General features: G+C 44.7%; 31 protein-coding genes. 12 read left to right on the plus strand and 19 right to left on the minus strand.

Going from position 1 to position 24,688, the window contains the following annotated elements:
* The first annotated feature begins 11 nt into the window (after window positions 1–11).
* Complete coding sequence (locus ICN15_RS08475) at window positions 12–869, plus strand: NRDE family protein (protein ID WP_216202265.1); 858 nt, start codon at window positions 12–14, stop codon at window positions 867–869.
* A 15-nt stretch (window positions 870–884) separates the two neighbouring features.
* On the opposite strand, the gene ICN15_RS08480 is transcribed toward ICN15_RS08475, so the two are convergent.
* Entirely contained in the window at window positions 885–1,367 is a 483-nt protein-coding gene (locus tag ICN15_RS08480) for a PaaI family thioesterase (protein WP_216202266.1), read from the minus strand.
* A 55-nt stretch (window positions 1,368–1,422) separates the two neighbouring features.
* On the opposite strand from ICN15_RS08480, the gene ICN15_RS08485 reads away from it, so the two are divergent.
* The 8 genes from ICN15_RS08485 to ICN15_RS08520 all read left to right on the plus strand — a co-directional run bounded on the left by ICN15_RS08485 (window position 1,423) and on the right by ICN15_RS08520 (window position 6,938).
* Window positions 1,423–2,889 (plus strand): YdiU family protein, encoded by a 1,467-nt coding sequence (locus tag ICN15_RS08485; protein ID WP_216202267.1) that lies wholly within the window; start codon window positions 1,423–1,425, stop codon window positions 2,887–2,889.
* 18 nt (window positions 2,890–2,907) lie between these two features.
* Window positions 2,908–3,321, plus strand: a complete 414-nt coding sequence (msrB, locus tag ICN15_RS08490) for a peptide-methionine (R)-S-oxide reductase MsrB (RefSeq protein ID WP_370625434.1) — start codon at window positions 2,908–2,910, stop codon at window positions 3,319–3,321.
* A gap of 26 nt (window positions 3,322–3,347) precedes the next feature.
* A complete protein-coding gene (locus ICN15_RS08495) occupies window positions 3,348–3,896 on the plus strand; it encodes a septation protein A (RefSeq protein ID WP_216202269.1) in 549 nt (182 codons plus the stop codon).
* Window positions 3,893–4,180, plus strand: coding sequence for a BolA family transcriptional regulator (locus ICN15_RS08500; protein WP_216202270.1), 288 nt, complete (start codon window positions 3,893–3,895; stop codon window positions 4,178–4,180). Before ICN15_RS08495 ends, ICN15_RS08500 begins: the two co-directional genes overlap by 4 nt.
* A 45-nt stretch (window positions 4,181–4,225) precedes the next feature.
* On the plus strand, window positions 4,226–5,020 hold the full coding sequence (locus ICN15_RS08505) for a peptidylprolyl isomerase (protein WP_216202271.1): 795 nt from the start codon (window positions 4,226–4,228) through the stop codon (window positions 5,018–5,020).
* A gap of 88 nt (window positions 5,021–5,108) precedes the next feature.
* On the plus strand, window positions 5,109–5,495 hold the full coding sequence (gene gloA / locus ICN15_RS08510) for a lactoylglutathione lyase (protein ID WP_216202272.1): 387 nt from the start codon (window positions 5,109–5,111) through the stop codon (window positions 5,493–5,495).
* Between the two features lie 16 nt (window positions 5,496–5,511).
* Window positions 5,512–6,684: a GNAT family N-acetyltransferase gene (locus ICN15_RS08515; protein ID WP_216202273.1), complete on the plus strand. Its 1,173-nt coding sequence runs from the start codon at window positions 5,512–5,514 to the stop codon at window positions 6,682–6,684.
* Window positions 6,681–6,938 carry a DUF1289 domain-containing protein gene (locus ICN15_RS08520; protein ID WP_216202274.1) on the plus strand — a complete coding sequence of 86 codons (258 nt, stop codon included), beginning with the start codon at window positions 6,681–6,683 and terminating at the stop codon, window positions 6,936–6,938. Before ICN15_RS08515 ends, ICN15_RS08520 begins: the two co-directional genes overlap by 4 nt.
* On the opposite strand, the gene ICN15_RS08525 is transcribed toward ICN15_RS08520, so the two are convergent.
* Window positions 6,935–8,542, minus strand: coding sequence for an ABC-F family ATPase (locus ICN15_RS08525; RefSeq protein ID WP_216202275.1), 1,608 nt, complete (start codon window positions 8,540–8,542; stop codon window positions 6,935–6,937). The genes ICN15_RS08520 and ICN15_RS08525 overlap by 4 nt on opposite strands.
* Window positions 8,543–8,787: 245 nt before the next feature.
* Between ICN15_RS08525 and ICN15_RS08530 the strand changes: the two genes are divergently transcribed.
* On the plus strand, window positions 8,788–9,966 hold the full coding sequence (locus ICN15_RS08530; RefSeq protein WP_216202276.1) for an acyl-CoA dehydrogenase: 1,179 nt from the start codon (window positions 8,788–8,790) through the stop codon (window positions 9,964–9,966).
* Here the strand turns inward: ICN15_RS08530 and mnmH are convergent.
* The 17 genes from mnmH to ICN15_RS08615 form a co-directional block, all read right to left on the minus strand.
* A complete protein-coding gene (mnmH, locus tag ICN15_RS08535) occupies window positions 9,963–11,036 on the minus strand; it encodes a tRNA 2-selenouridine(34) synthase MnmH (RefSeq protein WP_216202277.1) in 1,074 nt (357 codons plus the stop codon). The genes ICN15_RS08530 and mnmH overlap by 4 nt on opposite strands.
* An 8-nt stretch (window positions 11,037–11,044) precedes the next feature.
* Window positions 11,045–11,464 (minus strand): thioesterase family protein, encoded by a 420-nt coding sequence (locus tag ICN15_RS08540; protein ID WP_216202278.1) that lies wholly within the window; start codon window positions 11,462–11,464, stop codon window positions 11,045–11,047.
* Between the two features lie 17 nt (window positions 11,465–11,481).
* Complete coding sequence (locus ICN15_RS08545; protein ID WP_216202279.1) at window positions 11,482–11,826, minus strand: TIGR01244 family sulfur transferase; 345 nt, start codon at window positions 11,824–11,826, stop codon at window positions 11,482–11,484.
* Between the two features lie 52 nt (window positions 11,827–11,878).
* Window positions 11,879–12,316 carry a YeeE/YedE family protein gene (locus tag ICN15_RS08550; protein WP_216202280.1) on the minus strand — a complete coding sequence of 146 codons (438 nt, stop codon included), beginning with the start codon at window positions 12,314–12,316 and terminating at the stop codon, window positions 11,879–11,881.
* Window positions 12,317–12,319: 3 nt separating this feature from the next.
* Window positions 12,320–12,757, minus strand: a complete 438-nt coding sequence (locus tag ICN15_RS08555; RefSeq protein WP_216202281.1) for a YeeE/YedE family protein — start codon at window positions 12,755–12,757, stop codon at window positions 12,320–12,322.
* Between the two features lie 17 nt (window positions 12,758–12,774).
* Entirely contained in the window at window positions 12,775–13,896 is a 1,122-nt protein-coding gene (locus tag ICN15_RS08560) for a YeeE/YedE family protein (RefSeq protein ID WP_216202282.1), read from the minus strand.
* A 22-nt stretch (window positions 13,897–13,918) separates the two neighbouring features.
* Window positions 13,919–14,194 (minus strand): hypothetical protein, encoded by a 276-nt coding sequence (locus ICN15_RS08565; RefSeq protein ID WP_216202283.1) that lies wholly within the window; start codon window positions 14,192–14,194, stop codon window positions 13,919–13,921.
* 99 nt (window positions 14,195–14,293) lie between these two features.
* Window positions 14,294–15,265, minus strand: a complete 972-nt coding sequence (locus ICN15_RS08570; RefSeq protein WP_216202284.1) for an MBL fold metallo-hydrolase — start codon at window positions 15,263–15,265, stop codon at window positions 14,294–14,296.
* A 15-nt stretch (window positions 15,266–15,280) separates the two neighbouring features.
* Window positions 15,281–15,682, minus strand: coding sequence for a DsrE family protein (locus tag ICN15_RS08575; protein ID WP_255532946.1), 402 nt, complete (start codon window positions 15,680–15,682; stop codon window positions 15,281–15,283).
* An 80-nt stretch (window positions 15,683–15,762) separates the two neighbouring features.
* Entirely contained in the window at window positions 15,763–17,496 is a 1,734-nt protein-coding gene (gene soxB / locus ICN15_RS08580) for a thiosulfohydrolase SoxB (RefSeq protein ID WP_216202286.1), read from the minus strand.
* Between the two features lie 47 nt (window positions 17,497–17,543).
* On the minus strand, window positions 17,544–18,182 hold the full coding sequence (gene soxX / locus ICN15_RS08585) for a sulfur oxidation c-type cytochrome SoxX (protein ID WP_216202287.1): 639 nt from the start codon (window positions 18,180–18,182) through the stop codon (window positions 17,544–17,546).
* Window positions 18,183–18,201: 19 nt separating this feature from the next.
* Window positions 18,202–19,017, minus strand: coding sequence for a sulfur oxidation c-type cytochrome SoxA (gene soxA, locus ICN15_RS08590; protein ID WP_216202288.1), 816 nt, complete (start codon window positions 19,015–19,017; stop codon window positions 18,202–18,204).
* A 52-nt stretch (window positions 19,018–19,069) separates the two neighbouring features.
* A complete protein-coding gene (gene soxZ, locus ICN15_RS08595; RefSeq protein ID WP_216202289.1) occupies window positions 19,070–19,378 on the minus strand; it encodes a thiosulfate oxidation carrier complex protein SoxZ in 309 nt (102 codons plus the stop codon).
* A 55-nt stretch (window positions 19,379–19,433) separates the two neighbouring features.
* Entirely contained in the window at window positions 19,434–19,886 is a 453-nt protein-coding gene (gene soxY / locus ICN15_RS08600; protein ID WP_216202290.1) for a thiosulfate oxidation carrier protein SoxY, read from the minus strand.
* An 84-nt stretch (window positions 19,887–19,970) separates the two neighbouring features.
* Window positions 19,971–21,056, minus strand: a complete 1,086-nt coding sequence (locus ICN15_RS08605; protein ID WP_216202291.1) for a c-type cytochrome — start codon at window positions 21,054–21,056, stop codon at window positions 19,971–19,973.
* Window positions 21,040–22,395: a sulfite dehydrogenase gene (gene soxC, locus ICN15_RS08610; RefSeq protein WP_370625437.1), complete on the minus strand. Its 1,356-nt coding sequence runs from the start codon at window positions 22,393–22,395 to the stop codon at window positions 21,040–21,042. The genes ICN15_RS08605 and soxC overlap by 17 nt, the downstream gene beginning before the upstream one ends.
* Before the next feature lie 79 nt (window positions 22,396–22,474).
* Window positions 22,475–22,846, minus strand: a complete 372-nt coding sequence (locus ICN15_RS08615) for a metalloregulator ArsR/SmtB family transcription factor (RefSeq protein WP_216202293.1) — start codon at window positions 22,844–22,846, stop codon at window positions 22,475–22,477.
* A 72-nt stretch (window positions 22,847–22,918) separates the two neighbouring features.
* Here ICN15_RS08615 and modB point away from each other — a divergent pair, with 72 nt between their 5' ends.
* Together modB and ICN15_RS08625 are read left to right on the plus strand one after the other, a co-directional pair.
* Complete coding sequence (gene modB / locus ICN15_RS08620) at window positions 22,919–23,572, plus strand: molybdate ABC transporter permease subunit (protein ID WP_216202294.1); 654 nt, start codon at window positions 22,919–22,921, stop codon at window positions 23,570–23,572.
* A complete protein-coding gene (locus ICN15_RS08625; RefSeq protein ID WP_216202295.1) occupies window positions 23,572–24,684 on the plus strand; it encodes an ABC transporter ATP-binding protein in 1,113 nt (370 codons plus the stop codon). The genes modB and ICN15_RS08625 overlap by 1 nt, the downstream gene beginning before the upstream one ends.
* The last annotated feature ends 4 nt before the right edge of the window (window positions 24,685–24,688 follow it).

A 24,688-nucleotide genomic window follows, 5' to 3' on the forward strand; every position in this document is an offset into this window, starting at 1 on the left:
GTTCATTTTTTATGTGCCTCATTCTCTTCGCCTGGAAATCTCATCCGGACTACCCACTGGTAGTGGCTGCAAATCGAGACGAATTTTATGAGCGTGATACTGAGCCGATGGGATGGTGGCCAGAACACCCTTATCTATTGGCAGGTAAAGACCGCGCTGATGTCCTAGGTAGCCCGGGTACTTGGCTTGGTTTTACTAAAACTGGTCGTTTTGCTGCATTAACCAATGTCAGATCGCCTAGCGAAAAAAATCCCGATGCGAGAACCCGAGGTGAGATTAGTTTGAACTATCTCGCTGGCCAACATAAGCCTCATGCCTTTATTCAAGAAAATACCAAACGATTTGAGCAATACAACGGCTTTAATTTGCTCATGGCAGATTTAAGTGACCCAGAAAACGCAGAAATGCATTGGGTGAGCAATCGTCTGATGATGGGGCAGAATATTCGCCCACGAAAAGTCTTTCCTGAGCAAGCGTTAAGTCCTGGCGTATACGGCTTATCGAATGCGATGCTCGATACCCCGTGGCCAAAAGTCAATCATCGGGTTGCCGCATTTGCTCAAATTTTGGCAATGGATAGTGGTCGACTCAAAAATACAGATCACTATTTACGTTTGCTGGCAGATACTCATGAAGCGAGCCCCCAAGAACTACCCAATACTGGGATTAACAAAGACTGGGAAAAAGCGCTCTCCGCAACCTTCATTAAAACGCCTTCGTACGGCACCCGATCCAGTACCATTTTGCGCGTTCGTAAGGATGGCCAATTTGAGATGGTAGAAAGACGCTTTGATGCCAATGGCACCGTAGGTCATGATGTTGTTACTGGGGAGCTCAGTGCCGCCCCCGGATCCAATCTTTCCGTCTAGCTGAATAAAGAATCTTTATTGCTGACGCAAGTCCTCGTTGATGACGCGCTCACCTTTCTCATTTTTGCTTGCTAGGCGTTTTACATATTGGAACGTACCCGTTGCCATACAACAGATTTCACCTTGATCGTTGTACAGTTTTGCTTCACAGAACGCCATTGTTGCAGTACGTCGGACGGTATCTGCTTTTACCCGCAGAATGCCTTTTGCGGCTTGCATAAAATTATTTTTCATCTCAATAGTGACTACGCTTCGGTCGCTAGGGTCTCCAGACCGGGCCGCCACAGCCATCGCTACATCCATTAGGGTCAGTAATACTCCCCCATGGGCTACATCCCAAGTATTGGTATGCTCAGGCTTCAAGGCTAAAAGGATCTCGCCTTTACCCATTTCAGCACTGAGAAAACGAACCCCTAATAATTTCAAAAAGGGAACATTGAGCTCTTCGCCAAGGTTACCAAGCTGAGTTGCCGCATTCAGTTGTACTTTATTTGTCATTGGAATATTTTAAAGGCTTCTGCGGCTGTTGTGAATTACCCCTAGAATACAAAATATGCCTTTTACCCTCCGCGGCAATGATGCTTGCCAAGCTACCTTACCCACATCGATCTCAAAGCCATATTGGGTTGCTTTTTCACCTTCTGTAGCTCGTTTACTCAATCTGAAATTGGGATCTAATGGCTTACCAAGCAATCCTGACTGGCTTGAAGTACTAGCGGGTAATCAGCTGAAAGCGGATGAAATAGAATTTGTTGAGCCGATTGCTTCCGTCTATAGCGGCCATCAGTTTGGGGTTTGGGCTGGTCAACTAGGTGATGGCCGCGCCATTTTGCTTGGGGATATGAATGGCCTTGAACTCCAATTAAAAGGGGCAGGTAAAACGCCTTACTCCCGAATGGGAGACGGTAGAGCGGTCTTGAGATCGTCGATTCGTGAGTTTCTATGCAGCGAGGCTATGCATGCCTTAGGCATTCCGACTAGTCGTGCTCTTGCCGTGGTTGGCTCTAAGCAAACAGTTTTGCGTGAAACCATGGAAACAGCGGCGGTGTGCGCGCGTGTTGCACCAAGCTTTATACGCATCGGTCATTTTGAGCATTTTGCCTCCCTGCAAAGCAATGCTCGCTTAAAAGAATTGGCGGATCTGATGCTTGCCTATTTTTATCCAGAATGCAGTGCGGACCAAGATCCCTACTTGAGTTTATTCAAGGCAATCTCTGCTCGCAACGCCAAGTTAACAGCCCAATGGCAATCAGTCGGTTTTTGTCATGGCGTTCTCAATAGTGACAACATTAGCGCTTTAGGCCTCACCATTGACTATGGCCCATTTGGCTTTTTAGATTCTTTTGAAATTGATCATATTTGCAATCATAGTGATCACGGTGGTCGATATGCGTATCACCGACAACCTCAGATCATGCATTGGAATATGGCTTGCCTCGCTAGTGCAATGTTGCCCCTACTCGAGCTGAATCACTCCGACGAAGAGTCCCAAGCTCTTTTGCGCTCTGCCCTAGAAGAGTTTCCATTGAACTATGCGAGGGAATGGTTGCATTTATTTCGCTCTAAATTAGGGCTGCAAATAGAACAAGAAGGTGATGTTCAGTTAATTAAACGTCTTTTACAAGCGATGCATGACTCAAGAGTAGATTTCACCAGCTTTTTCCGAGGTCTGGGCAATATTAAAAAAGATTCTTTGCTGACTGATCTCTTGCAAAGGAATGAATTTGTCGACCGAGAAAATATAGATCAATGGTTTAACGACTATCTCAATAGACTTCAATTGGAGGCTCTGAGCGATCAATCTAGGAAAGAAATGATGAATCGTATTAATCCAAAATTTATTCTCAGAAATTATTTAGCCCAAACTGCTATTGAAAAAGCACAGCAGGATGATTTTTCAGAAGTGGAAAGATTGCTACAGATTCTGAGCAATCCTTTTGATGAACAAAAAGATTTTGAAAGTTATTCACAACCGCCCCCCGTTGATATGCAGCACATTGCAGTCAGCTGCTCTTCCTAAACCTAGCCAATGACCATCATGACTAAAAAAACAGATCAAGAATACAAAAAATCATTAAGCGATATTCAATATCGAGTAACTCGAGAGGCTGCAACCGAAAGACCTTTCACAGGTGAATACTGGGATCATTGGGGAGATGGTCGCTATAGTTGCATTTGCTGTGGTACCGCCCTATTCCAATCTGCTACTAAGTTTGATGCTGGTTGTGGATGGCCAAGTTATAACGCCCCAGAAGATGAAAAAGCAATCACTGAAATCCGCGATGCATCGCATGGAATGGTTCGTACTGAAGTACGTTGCACCAAGTGCGACGCCCATTTAGGCCATGTTTTTGATGATGGTCCGAAACCCACTGGCCTGCGCTACTGCATCAACTCCGCCTCCCTCAGCTTCGAGCCCTCTGAGAACGCCATATCCAGAAAAACGGAATAATTTAGAAATAGCTGGATAATCACCCTATGAAATTTTTATTTGACCTATTTCCGATCATTCTCTTTTTTATCGCCTTTAAGTTTGGTGATATTTATACGGCTACCATCGTTGCCATGGTCGCAACTATAGGTCAAATTCTGTGGGTGTATTACCGTCATCGTAAGATTGATGCAATGCAATGGGTCAGCCTGGTAATGATCTTAGTCTTTGGTAGTCTGACTATTTTTTTGCATGACAAGACCTTTATTCAGATGAAGCCAACCGCGCTCTACTGGCTGTTCTCAGGCGCTTTATTTGTGAGCGCTCAATTTTTTCAAAAGAACTGGATTCAGGTTCTGATGGCTAAGCAGATCACACTTAAAGAGCCCAATGCCAAATCGGTTTGGCATCAAGTCAATATGGCTTGGGCCACTTTCTTCTTTTTCATGGGCGCCCTAAACCTTTATATCGCTTTTGAGTACTCCGAAGAAACTTGGGTTAACTTCAAGTTATTTGGTAGCACAGGTTTATTAGTCGTATTTGTAATTCTTCAGGGTATGTGGTTAAGCCGACATATGGAGCATCCAGCCGAATGAGCATTAACCAAAACCGTATTACCAATTTCGATGCCGATTTAAGGTCTGCCTTTAAAGTAAGCTCTTTGAATATTGAAGATGAAAGTCATCTGCATGCAGGACATGCTGGCGCTGCTACTGGCGGAGGGCATTTCAAATTGACAATCGTAGCGCCAGAATTTGAGGGTATGAGCAAAGTATCCCGTCACAGAGCCATTTATGCAGCCCTAAACAAGCACTTCCCTACTGAAATTCATGCTCTCACTATCTTAGCTTTCACGCCTAGTGAAAGCACTAATGCGTAGCCTCCTTTAATATTCTTATTTAATCCCTTTTCTAATCTCTAGCTTATGTTGAACACACGCCACATTTTGACCATCAGCGCGTTGAGCGCCTCAATACTCTCAACAACCGTCCTCGCTCAAAACGCCGTGATTGTGAATGGCAAGCCCATTTCAAAAGCGCAATTGGATAAATTGGTACAAAAAACCAATCAACCAGACAGCCCCCAAGTACGTGATCAAGCCAGAGAAATGCTGGTAACGCGTGAGTTGATTTTGCAAGAAGCCAATAACCGCGGCTTAACCCAGAAGGAATCTGTTCGGGAACAACTAGAACAATCCAAAATGGGTGTTTTAGTCGCCGCTGTATTTGAAGACTTTGTGGAAAGAGAAGGCGTTACAGAATCCGAACTTAAATCAGCCTATGAACAAGTGAAGAGTCAATACACCGGCAAGGAATATCACGTCGAGCACATCCTGGTAGAAAAAGAGGCGGACGCGAAGGCCATCACTGCCCAAATTAAAGCAGGCGGTAATTTTGAGCAGATTGCGAAGGAAAAGTCTAAAGACCCTGGTTCTGCTCCCAATGGTGGCGATCTTGGTTGGGTCAGTGATAAAGCCTTAGTTCCTGAGTTTTCAAAGGCCATGGTTCAGTTGAAAAAAAGTCAGATTACTGACAAGCCTGTGAAGACGCAATTCGGCTGGCATATTATTAAATTGGATGATGTTCGTGATGTGAAAGCGCCCAGCATGGACGAAATCAAAGATCAACTCAAGCAAATGATTACTGCCGATCAAAACTGGCAAAAAGCAAAATTCTCCGAGCTCATGCAAAAGCTCCGCGCTAAGGCAAAGATCCAATAATTCTGATTACGCCATTCTAAAACCCAGGCCAAAATCCTGGGTTTTTCTTTTTCAACGAGATTCTCAATTTAGATTTATATTGGAATAAATGATGATCCTTCACACCATGCTTAGAGTCGGGAATCTGACTCGCTCTATTGATTTTTATACCAAAGTTCTCGGCATGAATCTCTTACGAACTACTGAACGTCCAGACCAAAAATATTCTCTGGCGTTTGTTGGATTTGGTCGTGGCAACCAGGATGGTCAATCCGAACTTGAATTGACCTTTAACCATGGGGTTGAGTCCTACCAATTAGGCAATGCCTATGGTCATATCGCCATTAGCGTTTCTGATGCTTACGCTGCTTGTGAAAAAATCAAGGCTGCCGGGGGAAATGTGACTCGTGAAGCGGGTCCAGTGATGGGTGGCAATACTGTAATTGCATTTGTTACGGATCCCGACGGATATAAAATCGAATTAATTCAAGTCTGATCTATTTTTCATCCCATTGAATCCAGATCCGTTTCAACTCCGAGTTCTCAAAAGTATTTCAGATGTTGAAGAGCATCAATGGAATGCCTTATTAAGTCCTGATTCGGGCCCATTTCTGAAATATGCATTTCTTCACACCCTTGAAAAAACGGGCTGCGTCGGCAGAAATACCGGATGGCAGGTTGCCCATCTGATTGTTGAGAATGCGCAAGCAGAGCTTATCGGAGCCATGCCCCTCTATCTGAAGCAACATTCCTACGGAGAATTTGTTTTCGATTGGGCTTGGGCGCAAGCGTATGAACAAAACAATCTGCCCTATTACCCGAAGGCCCTATCTGCCATTCCCTTTACTCCCGTTCGTGGAGCTAGGCTACTAGCTTCAGGTAGATATGATGAAGCCAGTATTCGAGAAGTCTTAGTAACCGGCTTAAAAACACTCGTCAACCAAAATCAACTTTCCTCGGCACATGTGCTATTTCCAGAACTAAGTGAACTAGAAGAACTTCAGAAGCAAGGCTTTATGCTGCGGGACTCGGTACAGTTTCATTGGCATAATCGGGACTATCAGGATTTTGAGCAATTTCTGAGTGCTTTAACGATGAAGCGCCGCAAAAATATTCGACGTGAACGTACAGAAGTAAGGAATAGTCAAATGGCTTATCGCCATATTCCTGGGTCTACGGCAAGTGCGGAGGATTGGTCATTCTTTTATCGCTGTTATGAAAATACTTACGCAGAGCATCATTCCAGTCCTTATCTAACAGAAGAGTGCTTTCAATTATTAGGTCAGGCAATGCCAGAAAATTTTCATCTGATTATTGCCAGTCGAAATGAAAAACCCGTTGCCTCATCACTTCTCGTCATTGACCGACTCACATCCAAGGCCTATGGACGCTACTGGGGTGCGATTGAATATATCCCTTGTCTACATTTTGAATTAGCTTATTACCAATCTATTGAATACTGCATTAAAGAAGGTATCCAGACGCTAGAGGGTGGCGCTCAGGGCGAGCATAAGATGGCCAGAGGCTTTCTACCCACCACCATTCAATCGGCTCACTGGATTGAAGATCCCGGCTTTTCAAAGGCGGTGAAGCGCTTTTTAGATCGAGAACATGAGGGCATGGCTGCTTATGTGGATGAGTTAGAGCAACACATTCCACTAAAATCGACTAAAGTACTGTCATGACATCTTCCAGCAATCCAGCAGCCGATCAAGACGGCGCAAATTCTTTAGCGGTGGGCGATGATGCCTCTGATTCTCCCTGTATTGGAGTATGCACTACACTTTACGATGATGTCTGTCAGGGCTGCGGCCGTACCTTAGGCGAGGTCAGCAACTGGGTTTTTTTTAGCCAAGAAGAGAAAGATACGGTATGGAAACGCATTCGGGCCGATGGCACTGCAATGCGCTTCCAGCGTCAAGCCAAGACGAGCAACTAACCCGTTAAAGCTTGGCTTCTTAAATATTCTTCGTAAGTTCCGGAGTAATCAGCAATCGTTCCATCCATCTTAACCTCTAGGATGCGGTTGGCCAACGCGGAGACAAACTCGCGATCGTGAGAAACGAAAATTAAAGTGCCTTCGTATTTCTCAAGAGCGATTTGTAAGCTCTCAATGGATTCCATATCCATGTGGTTGGTTGGTTCGTCCATTGCAAGTACGTTGTGCTTCTGAAGCATCAACTTACCCCAAATCATGCGACCCTTCTCTCCACCGGACAGCACCTTAACCGACTTACCAATATCATCGCCGGAAAATAAGAGGCGACCTAAGGTACCGCGAATAACTTGATCGTCATCACCGGTATTACGCCACTCATTCATCCAATCCATCAGGATTTCATCTTTAGCAAACAGCTCAGTGTTGTCCTGCGGCATTACACCAACGTTGGCATTCTCCGCCCATTTAACATCTCCGCTATCAGCCGAAAGACCGCTAAAGCGTTTGCTCAAAATCGTTTTTAATAGCGTTGTTTTACCTGCACCGTTTTGACCAATAATCGCAATCTTTTCGCCAGCACGAATACCGATCTTAAAGTTCTTGAAAATTGGTCGATCAAAGGCTTTAGAGAGTGCATTGCACTCCACCGCCATATTGTGGAGTTTCTTCTCAGAATCAAAACGGATAAAAGGATTTTGACGTGAGGAAGGTTTAATCTCGGTAATCTCAATTTTCTCAAGCTGCTTTTGACGAGATGTCGCTTGACGGGCTTTAGAAGCGTTGGCAGAGAAGCGGCTAACGAATGCCTGTAATTCAGCAATCTTTTCCTTGGCCTTATCGTTTGAGCTTAATTGTTGAGCGCGAGCTTGAACAGAAGCCAACATGTAAGAATCATAATTACCGGGATAAACTTTCAGGGTTCCGAAGTCCATATCGGCCATATGTGTGCACACTTCATTTAAGAAGTGACGATCATGAGAAATGATCACAATCGTACTTTTGATTTCATTCAGAATATCTTCTAACCAATGAATCGAATGAATATCCAAGTTATTGGTTGGCTCGTCTAAAAGCAAGACATCTGGATCGGAGAACAAGGCCTGCGCTAAGAGTACGCGCAATTTCCATCCAGGAGCAACATTACTCATTGGGCCATCATGCTGTTCAATTGGAATACCAATTCCCAGCAACAACTCCCCTGCTTTTGCCTCTGCTGTATAGCCACCGTACTCAGCATAACTACCTTCAAGCTCTGCAGCCTTCATGTAGTCTTCATCAGTAGCGTCTGGATTAGCGTAGATAGCATCGCGCTCTGCAGCCGCTTTCCACATCTCTTCATGACCCATCATCACCACATCTAAGACGCGCTGATCTTCGTAAGCAAATTGGTCCTGACGCAATTTACCCAAACGAATGCCTGGATCCAAGCTCACATTACCACTGCTAGGCTCGAGTTCGCCGCCCAGGATCTTCATGAAGGTGGACTTGCCGCAACCATTCGCGCCAATCAGGCCGTAACGATTTCCCCCGCCAAATTTGACAGAAATATTTTCAAACAGGGGTTTCGCCCCGAACTGCATAGTGATATTAGATGCTGACAACACGGATAGGTCTTACTTTCTGAAAGTCAAGGAACAATAAACAGCTGCCTAAATTACAGCATGGCTCTTATTTTAACGGCTACAGAGGGAACTACCTGAAATTTGGGCGGGCCCAAGATCAGATCCCTTAAATATCAGCACTTAAGCAGTTTTAAGGCGAAAAATGGATAATGTAGCCATAGCAAACCTGATTACACCTGCATCTGGGTTCATGCCTTTTCATCAGAAATTTAGGAGCCATAAAAAACATGAGTAAAGCCAGCTTTAATTGGGCAGATCCCCTACTTCTTGATACACAGCTGACTGAAGAAGAACGCATGGTACGTGATGCTGCCGCAGAATACGCTCAAGGGCGTCTCATGCCGCGTATTCATGATGCTTTTCGTAACGAGACTACCGACCCCACTATCTTCCGTGAAATGGGTGAGTTGGGTCTTTTAGGGATCACAATTCCTGAGCAATACGGTGGCGCTAATTTGAATTACGTTTCTTATGGCTTGATCGCCCGCGAGATTGAGCGGGTTGATTCTGGCTATCGCTCGATGATGAGTGTTCAATCCTCCCTAGTAATGGTTCCTATCAATGAATTTGGTAGTGAAGCGCAAAAACAAAAATACCTACCTAAATTAGCTAGTGGTGAATGGATTGGTTGCTTTGGATTAACTGAACCGAACTATGGCTCAGACGCAGGTGGCATGATTACCAGAGCCAAAAAAGTTCCAGGCGGATTTTCTTTAACGGGCTCCAAAATGTGGATCTCGAACTCCCCGATTGCTGATGTATTTGTGGTCTGGGCTAAGAATGATGAAGGTTTGATTAGAGGCTTCATCCTCGACAAAGGCATGAAGGGTTTATCTGCTCCAAAGATCAGTGGCAAGATGGGTTTAAGAGCCTCCATTACCGGGGAAATCGTTATGGATGAAGTCTTCGTTCCTGCTGAAAATGAATTCCCTGAAATCACTGGCCTCAAGGGCCCCTTTACTTGCTTAAACTCGGCGCGCTACGGCATTGCCTGGGGAACACTGGGCGCAGCGGAGTGGTGTTGGTATGCCGCTCGTCAATACACCATGGATCGCAAGCAATTTGATCGTCCCTTGGCCGCAAATCAACTCGTTCAAAAGAAATTGGCTGATATGCAAACCGAGATTACGCTAGGTCTACAAGGTTGCTTGCGCTTAGGTCGCATGAAAGACGAAGGTATTGCGGCACCAGAAATTACCTCCATCATGAAACGCAACTCTTGCGGAAAGTCATTAGATATCGCTCGCCTAGCGAGAGATATGCACGGTGGCAATGGCATATCGGATGAGTATGGTGTGATTCGTCATATGCTTAATCTGGAAGTAGTTAACACCTACGAAGGCACGCATGACATTCATGCTCTAATTTTGGGTCGTGCACAAACGGGCATTCAAGCCTTTAGCTAAACAGCCACTTTAGTAATGAGGTCTTTTGCAGCCAATGCAAAGGCTTCATCGCTATCATCCTTTAGTTCTACGAAATGATCTTCGCGATAAGCGGGAAAATTACGCACGATTGAAGACTGGTAGGATGGGTCGTAATGCATCACCAATAACTCTTCAACCAGACTAGCGAATTCCCCTGCCTCAATGGCATCATGCCATTTACCAATTTGCACTTTGCCATAGCGTGATGTCAGCAAACTGAGCTTTTGTTTAAAGCTTTCAGGATTTGATAAGAAATGGCGATACTCACGCAGTAACCAAGATACTCGGGTCTGAGTACTCGATCGCAGCTCAATACATTTACCATCACGAATACGATCCATTAGGGCATCAGGAATATGGGTGCCCCCTACTTTTTTACTTTCAGATTCAACAAAAACTAGCTTAGTAGGATCGAGTGAGCGTAAGGCATTCCATAAATTGGTTTCAAAGCCTTTTTGAGAGGGCTGCTCAATATTGGGTTCGCTACCCAATACCGAGCCACGGTGAATAGCTAAGCCCTCAAGATCTAAAATCTGCCCACCGAGAGTGCTAATTTCTTGAAGTAGGCGAGTTTTACCGCTACCCGTCATTCCGGCGATCACTTGAAATGAAAAATCCTTAGCCGCTTGCTCAAGACCATCAATCACGACTCGTCTAAAACCTTGATAGCCACTCTCCAATTGCATCGCTTTCCAGCCAATGCGATTCAAGATATGAGTAAATGCACCGCTCCGCTCACCGCCACGCCAACAATAAATGAGAGGTCGCCATTCCCTAGGAAAATCGATGAGACTATTTTCTAAATAGTGAGCGATATTACGAGAAACATATGCCGCTCCCAACTTCTTCGCTGCGAATGGAGAAACTTGTTTATAAAGCGTACCAATCTCAATACGCTCTTCATTATTTAAAACGGGTAGATTGATTGCTCTAGGAATATGGTCTAAAGCAAACTCTGCCGGTGAACGCACATCGATAATGGCATCAAACTCATGAAGCGATGCAGAAAGCTGATCAATATTCAGAATGTGAGGATTGCTCGATTGCAAACGGTGTCCTAGACCAGTTTACTTAGCAGATGATCGGGCCATGGCGCCGATTTGCCAGACTGCAGATCGACCCAAACCATCGTAGCGCCACCAACGGCAGCCATTGAATCTGGCTGGGTTGTCAGAGCCATCGTTGTGTAGACATCGACACTGGTGCGGCCAATAGCACCGATATAGGTTTTTAGAATGAGTTCACCCGGGTAAGCTAACTGCTGATGGAAATTACAGAAACCATTAATCATCAACATGGATGCATCACCAGGAGAAAGGCTATAACCCAGTGAAGCAATCCACTCTACCCTAGCTTGCTCCATGTAACGAAAGTACACGGTGTTATTAATGTGGCCAAAGGCATCCATATCTCCCCAACGAATCGGCATATTCATTTCATGAACAAACCGTTTCTCAGCTGGGATCTCAATACGCATCTAAATGTCTGTAAAGATCAGCGAACTTGCAATGCCATGTGATACAAATTAGTAGAGCGTGCTCCGGAGCGGCAGAAAGCCAAAATCGGCTCCGGCATCGTTTTCAATAAGCGCGCCATCTGAACCACTTGCTCGGGTGTAATTGCACCAGCAATCACCGGTAAATACGCATAGTTCAGACCTAGCGCTTCCGCCTGCGCTTGAATATCTACATTTCTTGGCTGATTTGGCCCTTCTTCAAAATCTGGGCGATTGTTGATTACGCTTTTGTAGCCCTGCTTTGCAATTTCAGCTAAGTGACTAGGGTCGATTTGGCCAAGCGTGCCAAATTCATTGGTGTGACAGGAAATAGGAAGGCTCATCTCAATCTCAAAATGTAATAGAAATATTCAAACTAGTAACTTACATTCTAAATCAGACTGAATGTGAATGGCCTGTAAAGAAGCGATTGCAAAGAACCATGCCTGCAAGCATTGCCAAAACGAAGACTACTGCTTTGATGTGACCTGCCCCAAGCGCAACTATAGCCGGGCCAGGACAAAATCCCGCAATGCCCCATCCCGCTCCAAAGATGAGGCTACCGATTACGAGGGGTCTGGAAATATCCCTTTTACTCGGAATATGAAGTGCACCATCAAAAAAAGATAACGCACGCTTAGAGGCAAAGTAAAAACCTCCTAAACCCACGATTACCGCACCACCCATTACAAAAATTAAGGATGGATCCCAATCGCCAGTGATATCCAGAAAATTAAGAATTTTTTGAGGATTACACATACCGGAAATGATCAGGCCCAGACCAAAAAGTACCCCGATAAAGTATTGGCTATAAAGATGAAAATATCTTCTCATGATTTAGAAGCCCAGTACGTGGCGAATGACAAATACCGTAAAGAAGCCGGCAGCCATAAACGTGAACGTGGCCACTAGAGATCTAGGGGATAGTCTGGATAGACCGCAGATCCCGTGGCCACTAGTGCAACCTGATCCATAGTTGGCCCCAAAGCCCACTAATACACCAGCAAGAATGATGGCAAACCAATCGGCATCAATCACCACTTCTGTGTGGAAATCAAATAAGATAGCAGCCCAGAATGGAGCGCTTAACATTCCCAGTAGCAAAATAAGGCGCCAATGAACATCACCAAATCTCGGTGAGAGCAGACCAGCAATAATTCCGCTGATGCCTAGAATCCGACCGTGCAATAGAATAAATAAAGAAGAAGCGATACCCAATATGATTCCGCCAAGCAGCGCTGGACCAGGAGTAAATGCTATCCAATTTATCTGCATCTGATTTACATCACGAGTTAGCTACAGGGATTTGGAGCCATGCGAACTTGAAGGTAGCGCATCGCTAAATAGGCGCCAAAAATAAATCCAGGCAAGGCAAGGATTGATCCAATGGCTAAAGTAGAAATTCCACTTAAGCCCTGACCAACAGTACAGCCAAGCGCAGTAACTCCACCAAACCCCATCAGAGTAGCGCCAACCAAGTGATTCGCAGTGTCCTCTGTATTGCGGAAACTTTCCCAACGAAAAGATTTGGTAATTAAGGCTATAAACGCCGAACCAGAAATCATGCCGATCACTGCAGCAATGCCAACAGTAATCACCTTAGAGGTATCGCTGTACATCATTAAGAAATCCAATGAATATGCATAAGGGGCAACAAAAGATAAGCTCTCCATTCGGCCAGAGTTAGTCAATAGAAAGACTTCTGCCAATGTGTTGGGATCTTCAGCCACATAGCCTAGACTTCCTGAGATCCACCAGATTGCACAGATCGCAAGGCCAACAAAAATACCGGCAAACAGATTTTCTAAGGTCCAAAATGCCTTGGTAGCCAGCGCATAAACAGTAAAGCCAAACCCGACAAACAAGCCAAGGGCAAGATGCAAATCATTGCGGGCAATGCCCATAACTGGACTCAAGATACTGGGTAAGTCTTGAGGCGTATTTAAGGCAATAAATACAGAATCAAGCGTATTAATGCGTATGACCCCAAGAAAACCTCTCATCGTCATGTAGGCAGATAGCCCTAGAACCAGAAATACAATAATCGATTTCAGATTCCCGCCGCCAATACGAACGAGTGTCTTGCTACCGCAACCAGATGCAAGCACCATTCCAAAACCAAAGAGTGTGCTCCCTACTATAGAAGAAAGCCATAATACTTTGCTGCCGGTATACATACTCTTGAGAGGATCAATCATTCCCATATAAGACATCAAAGCAAAGCCAATAATGGCAACGCCAATCGCCAGAAACCACTGCTTTAGACGGACCCAGCTAGACATAATAAAAATATCTGAAACAGCACCCATACTGCAAAAACCGGTCTTTTGCATGACGGCACCCAATAAAAATGTGACTGCAAAAGTGGCTAGTAAAACAGTCTTGCTAAGGGAGGAAATATCTACCGCATCCATATATCAAATTTCTCAGGAATATTTATTTAAATTTATAAAACTGTTTATTTAGGAAGGCCACTACATCTGCCTCGTCCTCAGGGAAAAGGTCCAGGCGCAATTCACTATTGCACCTCGCTACCATTGAATTTAAATTCTGCAAATTCTTTACTTTGCCGTCACTGCGCGTGTAAATCATATCCCCATTACTAAATCCGCTTTTCTTAGCATGGCAAGCGTAGCATTTCTGCTCATCAATTTTTTTTCCATTTGCAATATCAGGAGTGGCGTATACAGGTGGCTGCAGACCGAACAACATCGTGAAGGTTAGGAAGCACTTCAATAGTGGTAATTTCATTTGAAATCAATCATTTAGCAAAGTAATTGGCTATTTTAAAGCCCAGATGACAAAATTGCCTTATTCGGCCTGAATCGAGAGGTAAACGTTATAGGCATTCATACGATTGGCGGCCCTAAATAAGGGCATTCCTTCGTATTCAGACCAATCCGTCTGCTTATAGGCCTCCTCAAAAGAGTCCATATTGATAGCGGCGGTAGACATCGATTGACGTAAATACTGGAGATATGCCCGTGTAAAACGGATGTCCTCAACCGGGTTAGTAGAAACCGCCCCGTGACCAGGAATAACGATTTTGGACTTAAATCGATCAAAACGATCCAAGGAAGCCAGCCAGCCTTTGCTATCAGCATTACCAACATAAGGAATGCGACCTCTAAAAACAAGGTCACCTACAAAGAGGGCATGTTCAGTCGGCACATAAATAATCAGATCTTCTGGTGCATGTGCTGGCCCTACTCGACTGATTAGAAAATCAATACCGCCAACTGTTAACTTATATTCTCGATCGATCCAAATATCTGCCCCTTGAAGTCGAGTGTTTTCATCTATCCAAGGAGCAAAATCTACCCGTGAGGCAATCAGCCTTTGTTTGGCGGTTTCTGACGACAGGTAATTACGACCTTCATTCTGGGCATATATCTTGGCGCCAATCTTCTTAAACTCTTGTAGACCATAAATATGATCTGCATGATAGTGGGTCACAATCACGGCGACAATTTTTTGAGAGGTGACCTTTTGAATTTCTTTGATGAGATGCTTAGCTAATGTAGGCGAGCCCAAGGAGTCGATCACGACAACCCCTTTTGGAGTTACTACAAAACCAGCATTAGAAATGAAATTTTGATTTTGACTACTACCCATTTCTGCCAAGCCCTGAACAAAATAGGTATGGGGGGCAACTTGAACTGGTTTAAAGAGGATGCCTGATGAAACCGAAGTTTTTTTTAGGGCTTGAGCTTGCGCAAACCCAAGAGAAATCGCATGAATCAATAATGTGATTCCAATACGTCTGATTAGCTTCTGATGCATTGAGATCAAACGAAGTTACGGCTTAATATAAGCAAAACCATCTTTGTATTGCAAATCTGCAACCCGAACTACGCCAGATGGTACAAAGTCAGCATCAAGAATAAATTGATCTTTCTTCAAATTGCGATTGACCAAGGTAATTTCACACACCTCAAAACGTACGCCACGCGACTTCAGAGCACCAACCAGGGGCGCATACTCAGTATTATTCTTGGCATCTTTAGCGCCTTCCATTAACAAGTCCACGCCATTAGCATGTGTCACCACAATAATTTTTGTACCAGGCGATACATCTAGGTGATTACGAACATTACGCAGCCCTTTTAATCCTTGGACTTGAGCATCATCAATGTGATAAACCACCTTTGTGCCATCAGCAGCTATTGCCTGTTGATATCCAAGGGCGCTAAAAGCCATTAAAAGAGCGGTAGTGATGTGGATGAAAGTCTTCATGATTCATATTCCTAGACGTTGAGGATGAGTGTGACGCATAGATTTTATGTAAGCGGAACCATGCCTGGATTATTTTTAATTCCCTTAATCATAGGCTCATTCAGCTTAACTGCTTTAACTACTTTTACATCACGTAAATGTCGTTCGATGACATCCCAGATAGGCTCGCCACCAACATCCTTCGCCTCTTCGCTTACTGGAGCCCAACCAGCTACCTTATAAGTCTTGCTGGGATCAATGCTCTTGCCATTCAAACGCATATCACTGATGCGATTGCCGATTGTTGCAACTGGATCAATCGTATATTGCATACCGCCTACACGGACCATATCACCACCCTGCTGATAATAGGGGTCAGGATTAAACAAGTTATCGGCAACATCCTCCAGAATCGTTTTTATAGTGTCACCAGTCATATTGGTCAATGTGGTGTAGGGATAAGTAATGGCGGTTTGATCTAATAAGTTTTCACGAGTAATTGCTTGGCCAGGCAAAAGGCTGGTCCCCCAGCGGAAGCCAGGTGAGAATGCAATTTCAGCATTCTTCTGCGCCATGAGGCCATCCAAGATTAATTGGTCGAAGCTGCCATTGAAGTTACCACGGCGATACAAGAGGCTATCTGTCGTGGCTAATTTTTCATTAAGCTTGGTTTCGTAAGGAGCTCTCACTTTTGCAATCAACTGATTCATTGCCGGATCAGCTGGAATCATGTTTGAAAAGATTGGGAACAACTTGTAACGGAAATCAACCGGCTTACCGCTCTTCACATCAAAATCAAGCACACCCAAGAACTTGCTATTTGAGCCCGCATTGGTGACTAAAGTGACTCCTGCAGCATTTTTAACTTTCACGGGAATTGGCACACCGTCATGAGTATGGCCACCCATAATGGCATCCAGACCAGTGACCCGTGAAGCCATCTTCAAGTCTACATCCATACCATTGTGAGAAAGCAGGACGACCACTTTGGCTCCCTTCGCTTTCACCTCATTGATGGTCTTTTGTAAATTCTCTTCCTGAATTCCAAAAGTCCAGTCTGGAGTGAAGTAACGGGGATTGGCAATCGGCGTATACGGGAATGCTTGACCAATAACGGCAACCCGAATACCGTTTTGCACTTTCATGACATAGGGGTTGAATACAGAATCTCCGAAGTCTGCGGTCTGAATATTCTGCGCAACAAAAGACACCTTGCCTTTGAAATCGCCGTTGACGATCTCCATCACCCGCTTTTCACCAAGAGTCATCTCCCAATGCGCCGTCATGACGTCAACACCTAAGAGTAAAGCGGCATCAACCATATCTTGACCATTAGTCCAGAGCGCAGTACCTGAACCCTGCCATGTATCGCCACCATCCAAGACTAAGGAGCCTGGACGACTGGCTTTCAGCTGCTTGATGAGAGTTGCCATATGAGCAAAGCCACCCATCTTGCCGTAATTCTGGGCTGCAGCGACATAATCTAAGTAGGTAAATGCATGGGCATCACGCGTCCCCGCAATAATACCATTCGCTTTCAGGAAATATTCGCCCACTAAATGCGGAGTTTTACCTTCTTGAGAAGTGATGCCTATATTGACATTTGGCTCGCGAAAATAAATTGGCAAGAGCTGGGCGTGACAGTCGGTGAAGTGCAAGAAATGCACATTACCAAATTTCGGTAAATCATAAAATTTTTGCGCGGAAGTTTGTGCTCCAGCAAAATTGGATTGCAAACCCATTCCGCCAGCAGACGCGATGGCGAGGGCTTGCAAGAACTCACGGCGATTTAAAGACATACTGATTCCTCTTAAGAAAACAGGCCTTTCGGCCCGTTTTCAATACATTATTTATTTACGGGAGACTCTGGATCAAGCAGCAGTGCCATGACATCTTGCATTTGCTTCTCATTCAAAAGTTTAAAGTGTCCAAAGCGAGGCATATTGCTACAAGCGTTGTATGCCTTAGAGTTATTAATGCGATTCCAGGTATAGGTCACTACTTCCTGGGTATAGCCGCGAAGCTTAGCGTACCCAGTTAAAGAAGGGCCAATATTTCCATAAGAAATCTCCTTAGGATCGATTTGATGACAGTTGTAACATCCACCACCAATCACGGTATCGGCTTTATCTGTCCAAGTAGCACCACGGCCGCTTTGAGCAATACTCTCACCCCGCTTCCAGTCTCCGAGGTATTTGCCATCAGAAGGCTGTTTAATCGCATCCATATTGATTTTTTGAATCTTCACTCTCATCGCCTCACCCTGCTTGCTATTCGCAAACTGGGGGTCTGAACAAAACTTCTGAGTAGCATCTTGGTCAATGCGATCGAGACCCGCAATACCATCTGCTTTGAAGCTATCTTGAATCATCTTATTGAACTTAGGGTCATTTTTTTGCTGAGCGACTGCTACATTCTGCAGGAGGCTTGAAGCAAAAATAAATCCAGCAAGCGCTAAGAGTTTTTTGATATTTGTATTTTTCATGATCATCATCTCTTATGAATTAGCGCTTCAATCCAGGCGTTTCGACAGTACCGCCATTAGCCGTCTTAGCCATATACATAGATAAGGCTATGGTTACATCGGAACCATAAATAGGAAATGGAAAGCGCTGCTGGCGGAAGCAATCATTTAGACGTTGTTGCATTGTCCAAAATTGACCGCTGGATACTCGGTAGGCTGGCCAATACCCCCAGCCTAGCGCAGCGCCTTTTTGTTCCGTAATATTTGGCAGGTCTTGGAGGCGAATACGCTTACCGTTCTCTGCATGGCATGAGGCACATGAAAAGTCCATTGGACCACCCTGAAAAAAGAAGGCGCGTTTGCCCAAGTCATACATCTCTTTTTCCTTAGGATGGGCTGTGGTCACTTTGATCTTGTCACCTTTAGATAAGGTAACCACATATGCAACGATTGCCTCCATATCCTTTTTAGGGCCAATCTGAAAAGGGGCATCGATCATCTCTTGTGGATTACGCCCTTGCAATACCTGCATACAGGTCATCAAGCGGGATTCCAGATCCTGAACTTTGTTTGTATCTTTAAAGTAGCGTGGCAACTGCGCCGCAGCTCCTTTAACTACACCGGCACCTAAGCCCAAATCACACTTTTCTAGGGTTGCATTTTTAGGCCCAGCAGGTTTTTTCCATAAATCTTCACCTGCCGCCTCATAGAGTTCTGAAGGATTACCATCAGCAATCATCTCGCGATATTTTGCAATATCATCCGTGGCACTATTTTGCGCCCAAGATGAAGATGACATCGTGAATACGGTAGCCAATAAGCCAGTGGCTAGCCCTAATCTCAGTTTTCGTTGCATTTGCAACCCTTTCAAAACAAATTCATAAAGATCAAATCAAAAAACGGTGAAATTAAGAAGCGGTTGCTTCATCAGTACGTTTATCACCCTTGCTATCAATCCAAGTCACCACAATCTTGTCACCCTTAGCGCCTTTGTACTTAAAGTTCAAAAATGGGTCTTTAGAAACAGCAGGGCCAAATTGGCCATTAAACACATCTTTACCATTTGCAGTCACCTTGATGGTGCTAATAAACCAAGCCGGGACAGTTTTTCCAGCAGCATCTTTACGCTGACCTGACTCCATATCGTGCTTCATCAAAATTTTTACGTCTACAGTGCCACCGCTTTCGGCAGCTCTTACGCGCATCGGATCACCCATTTTGTTCCTCTTTTATTCTGTATTTAATTAATTGAAACTGTTGACGAGTTCAGCATTAACCGCCGCAACCACCTAAAGTAACCTTGACTTCTTTAACCGCCATCAACCATTTACCGTCAGCCTTGACTAAGCCATAGACATTTGATGTTTGACCCATTTTGATGCGGGTAGTCACGAATGCATCTGTTCCTGATGGGATAAAGAATTGCGCTGCCAAAGAGCTTGGATTCTTTTCAACCAAGATAGCCATTTGCTCTGCTTTTAAGCTTGTAATAATGCCCACCGGAACTACGGCACCGTTTTCAGCGATATCCGGCGCATTTAAAGTAACGGCGGATGATTTTTCTGGACTTCCGCTGCTCAGAATTTTAAAAACGTCATCCAAGCTTTTGCCTTCAAAGGCAGCTTTATTCCACTCTTGGGCTTGGGCTACGCTGATAAGACCGGATGAGGCCATTAAACTAAAAACCGCTGAATACTTTAAAAGACTACGTCGTTGCTGATTCATAAAAAACTCCTTTTAATCTTTGCTTTTTGTTAACTTATTAGCTATTTTGCATTAAAACTGACCATTTAATACGAAATTCACCCCCTACTTACCTTCAGATAGCATCCAAGTAACCAATGCCCTGCGGTCTTCATCGGAAAGTTGGGCTTGAGGAGGCATTGGAATAGCCCCCCAAACCCCTGCACCACCACTCTTAACCTTAGCCATCAATTTGTCCTGAGCATCGCTTTGCCCCTTGTATTTATTGGCTACATCCGTAATAGAGGGACCTACTAATTTGGTATTGGATGCGTGGCAAGCCGAGCAATTTTCGCTTTTAAATAGTGCAGCAGGACCTTTCGAGGCCAAAGAGGGAGTATTAACAGAAGGAGTTACTCCTGTACCTGCGGAAACAGGCAGCTGCTTTAATGGCGGCTTAGTCGTATCTGCACCTCGATAGGGTCCATACATTCGATTTTGATCTGCGATATTTTCATGGGCATTACGGGCAAAATCCGGCAAGGTAGAACCGATCTGGACAAAGGGAACGCAATTATTCATACAAGCGTTGCCATTCACATCCGGTTTGCCGTCCACACTCCAAAGCCCATGTTTCGTTGTCATGCCATTTCGATTGGGCATTTTGATATCGGCGATATTGTTATTACTCAGGACAAAATCATCCGGAACAATATCGCCTAAACTTAACGTGAAGGCCACCAAAGCATAAGTATCATCAGGCGTTAAAGATCGAGGTGCATTCCATGGCATGGCACGATAAATATAGTCCCATAAGGTTGAAACTGTTGCCACCTTCATTAAGGTAGTGCGTTGCGGTTGCTTCATATCGTTTAATGAAGCAACACGACCTGTCTTAATATCTTCTTTTGTAGTACCGCCGGCGATCGGAGTAAAGATTTCATTTGAATCCCCAAAGGTGCCGTGACAACTTGCACACTTCGCCTCCCAAATTTCCTGCCCTTTCGCTACTGAACCAGATCCCTTTGGCAAGCCCTTAAAGTCCGGTCTAACATCAATATCCCAAGCGGCAACTTCAGCAATAGTGGCATGACGGCCAATACCAGGGTACTTGACGGATGGGGTTTGAGATTGCGCAAAGGCGAAATTGGCTCCCAGTAAAATAGTCCCAACCGAAATAGCACACGAAATAAATTTATCCCACTTGCACATTACTGACCTCACCATTGGAATCTAATTTCCAAGATTGAATTGCATTATTGTGATAAATCGATCGTGTGCCGCGTAAGTTACGGAGTGTCTTGATGGAAGGCTGAATGTAACCCGTATCATCCACAGCTCTTGATTGCATAATGGCGGGCGAACCATCCCAAATCCAATCAATATTAAATCGAGTTATAGACTTGGTGAGGATAGGCGTTTCCAAACGGGCTGTACGCCAGTTATTGCCGCCATCAAAGGAAACATCGACACGTTTAATCTTGCCGCGGCCAGACCAAGCCATGCCACTGACGTTATAGAAACCTTTGTCTAGTAGTTGTTGGCCACCAGATGGTGTAGTGATAACCGATTTACATTCTTGGATCGAGGTGTATTGACGATGCTCACCATTTGGCATGAGATCAATATAGTGAATCGCTTCGTCTTTTGAATTCCAAGGCATGTCGCCTACCTCTAGGCGCCGCAGCCATTTGACCCAGCTAACCCCCTGCACACCTGGCACAACCAGGCGCAATGGAAAGCCGTTTTCAGGGCGTAACATCTCGCCATTCATACCCCATGCAACAATCGCATCCTGAAGATTGCTTTCTAGGTTAATGGTTCGAGTCATGCCAGAGCCGTCACCACCCTCGGCAAGCATGTACTTCCCTTTCTTCAAATCAGCACCACACTCTTCAAGCAATACTTTAAGAGGTACACCTGTGAACTCACAACAGGACAGCATGCCGTGGGTGTACTGAACCGTTGGTACAGCAACGTTACCCCACTCAAGACCAGTGTTCGCACCGCACTCAATAAAGTGTGTACGTGAAACTGAAGGTAAACGCATTAAATCATTCATCGTAAATACACGTGGGTTTTTTACTAGACCATTCACCATCAAACGATGGGTTTCTGGGTTGAGGTTATACCAACCCTGATGGTGCCGCTCAAAATGCAAACCATTCGGTGTAATGGTTCCAAATAAACCTTGTAGTGGCGTAAATGCAACTGAAGAGGCTGAAACACGCGTTAAGCCAGGAGACTGACGACGTATTAAGTTTGACTCATAGATAGACGGGACACCATAAGGCATAGTTGCTACGTTCTTGCCTAAAGTCGTTTGCCATTCTTGTTTTTCTAGAATCGCAGGATCGCCCTCGCCTGCAGCCATAGCCAGAGGTGCTGATAGTCCAGCGGCAACACCACCTAATGCAGACATAAAACCTTTACGCAAAAAACCACGACGATTTTCATCCAAGCCATTGCTATTAATTTCGGCAATCAGATCCTGTGAAATAAAATGCTCTGGCGCCTTAACTAGACGAGCTCTGTGGCTCAACCTTTCGATTGTGTCGACATCTTCTGCGCTAATCTCTATTTGTTTATTTGTCATGTAATTTCTAATTTAAGGAACAGCTGCTAATCAATTAATGCAAACTCTCGGCAATCTTTGCGCATACCGTTTGACACATCTCAACGGTTGCGTTGTCAGCAATTGAATAAAAAACGGTGGTTCCTTCTTTGCGCCTTAACAAGATTCCAGCTTTATGCAACATTGCGAGATGACGTGACACATTCGCCTGGCTAGAGCCACATAACTGGATGACCTCAGAAACCGACTTTTCACCGCTACAGACCGCGTACATGATGCGCAGGCGCGCTGGCTCAGACAGTACATCGAAGTATTGGGCAACGCGTTCGAATACCTTCTCCATCAAAGCCGGAGATAGGTTACTGGTTGCTTTTTTGAGCTTAGCCTTATTATTCATTAATTTATTGTTGTATGCGTATATATGCATATATTAAACTCTTACATCCAACAGAACCATATAGAGAGATACCCTTACTAGAACAGCCAATACAATGGCAGCATGGATACCGATGCAATCCTTCTCTCCCTCAAGCTCGCCTTCTGGACATTAGCACTCATACTGCCATTTGGTATTTGGGTCGCTCATCGACTCATGAGCTTAAATAAAAGTCGCCCCTGGATTGAGGCGGCTTTAGCTCTGCCTCTCGTATTACCCCCTACTGTATTGGGCTACTATTTTTTAGTGGGCTTGAGCGAACAATCTATTTTTGGATTCCCTTTGGTTTTCTCGTTTTACGGCATTCTCATTGCCTCATTAATCGTGAATCTACCCTTTGCTATACAGCCAATACAAAGGGCCTTTGAGGCCATCAATCCAGAAATTCGAGAGGCAGCTCAAGTCAGCGGACTTAGTCAATGGCAAATATTTCGACTGATTGAGTTGCCATTAGCCTGGCGTGGGATTACCAGCGCAGCTGTTATCACATTTGCTCATACGCTGGGTGAGTTTGGAGTGGTCCTCATGGTTGGGGGCGCAATACCTGGCGAAACGAAGACTGTTTCTATTGCAATCTATGACAAAGTTCAAAATTTTGACACTGCTGGTGCAGGAGCTCTTTCTCTATTTTTATTAGCAACTTCCTTGATTGCAATCGCAATCTCTTACGGGATCTTTGCCCGCACTTCTGCCCAGCCGTATAGAGGTGCTACCTAATGTTAAAACTCAGGCTATCCCAACGTCTGCCGATGCCAATAGAAGTGAATCTGGAATGTGCAGCCGGTGAAATGCATGCCTTAGTTGGCCCATCTGGAAGTGGAAAAACGACTGTACTCAGAACCATTGCAGGCTTACGACATGCTAGTAGCGGAAGAATTGAATGCAACTCCGAAGTTTGGTTTGAGAGCGATGATTTAACTAGTACTCCAAAATTAATGACGGCTGCCCAACGGTCTTGCGGCTTTCTCTTTCAACAGTACGCCCTCTTTCCTCACTTAAACGCAATTGAAAATGTTTGCATACCACTGCAAAATTCAGGACTTAGCACTAGTGAACGTAAAGTGATTGCTTTAGACTGGCTAGAAAGAATGGGTATTGCTGAGCTTGCCCAACGCATGCCGGATCAACTGTCAGGTGGACAACAGCAGCGTATAGCCCTGGCAAGAGCATTGGCTAGAAAACCAAAAATCCTGCTGCTGGATGAGCCCTTTTCTGCAGTGGATGCTCCAACTCGTCAAAGCCTCTACAAAACCCTGGCAGATCTGCGTCAAGACCTCAACATCCCAATCCTACTCGTCACTCATGATTTGCGGGAGGCAAGTTTGCTGGCTGATCGGATCACGGTATTAGAGGAAGGCATTAGTCTGCAGACAGCAGCCCCACAAATATTATTTCAAAAACCACGAAACTCTCGTGTTGCTGAGTTAGTCGGGATTAGTAATCGGTTTCATGGGGTATTTAATGCTGGTAGTCTTACATGGGATGGGTGTGATCAAACATTTGCAGTAGCCGATAAAGGCAAGATCCCAGCTAATACAAAAGTAGCTTGGGTCATTCCACAAAGCGGATTAAGTGCACACAATCATTCCTCTTCTATAACAATGCCCGCTATTGTTAAAAAAGTGAGTAGCTTAGGTCAAATTTCAGTCATTCAGTTCTGTATTCAACAGAGCGAGAATACGATCGAATGGGAAGCCTCAGCAGCAGAAGTAAAGCGACTCAATATTGAAGTTGGCGCTCTCATGCATCTGGAATTAGATGGCAGTCAAATTCATATCATGCCCTTAAGATCCATTAATGATCCCAGAAGATTTCTAGAGTCTATGTAGCTGC

Origin of the sequence: Polynucleobacter sp. CS-Odin-A6, from assembly GCF_018882095.1 — a bacterium.
GTDB lineage: Bacteria > Pseudomonadota > Gammaproteobacteria > Burkholderiales > Burkholderiaceae > Polynucleobacter.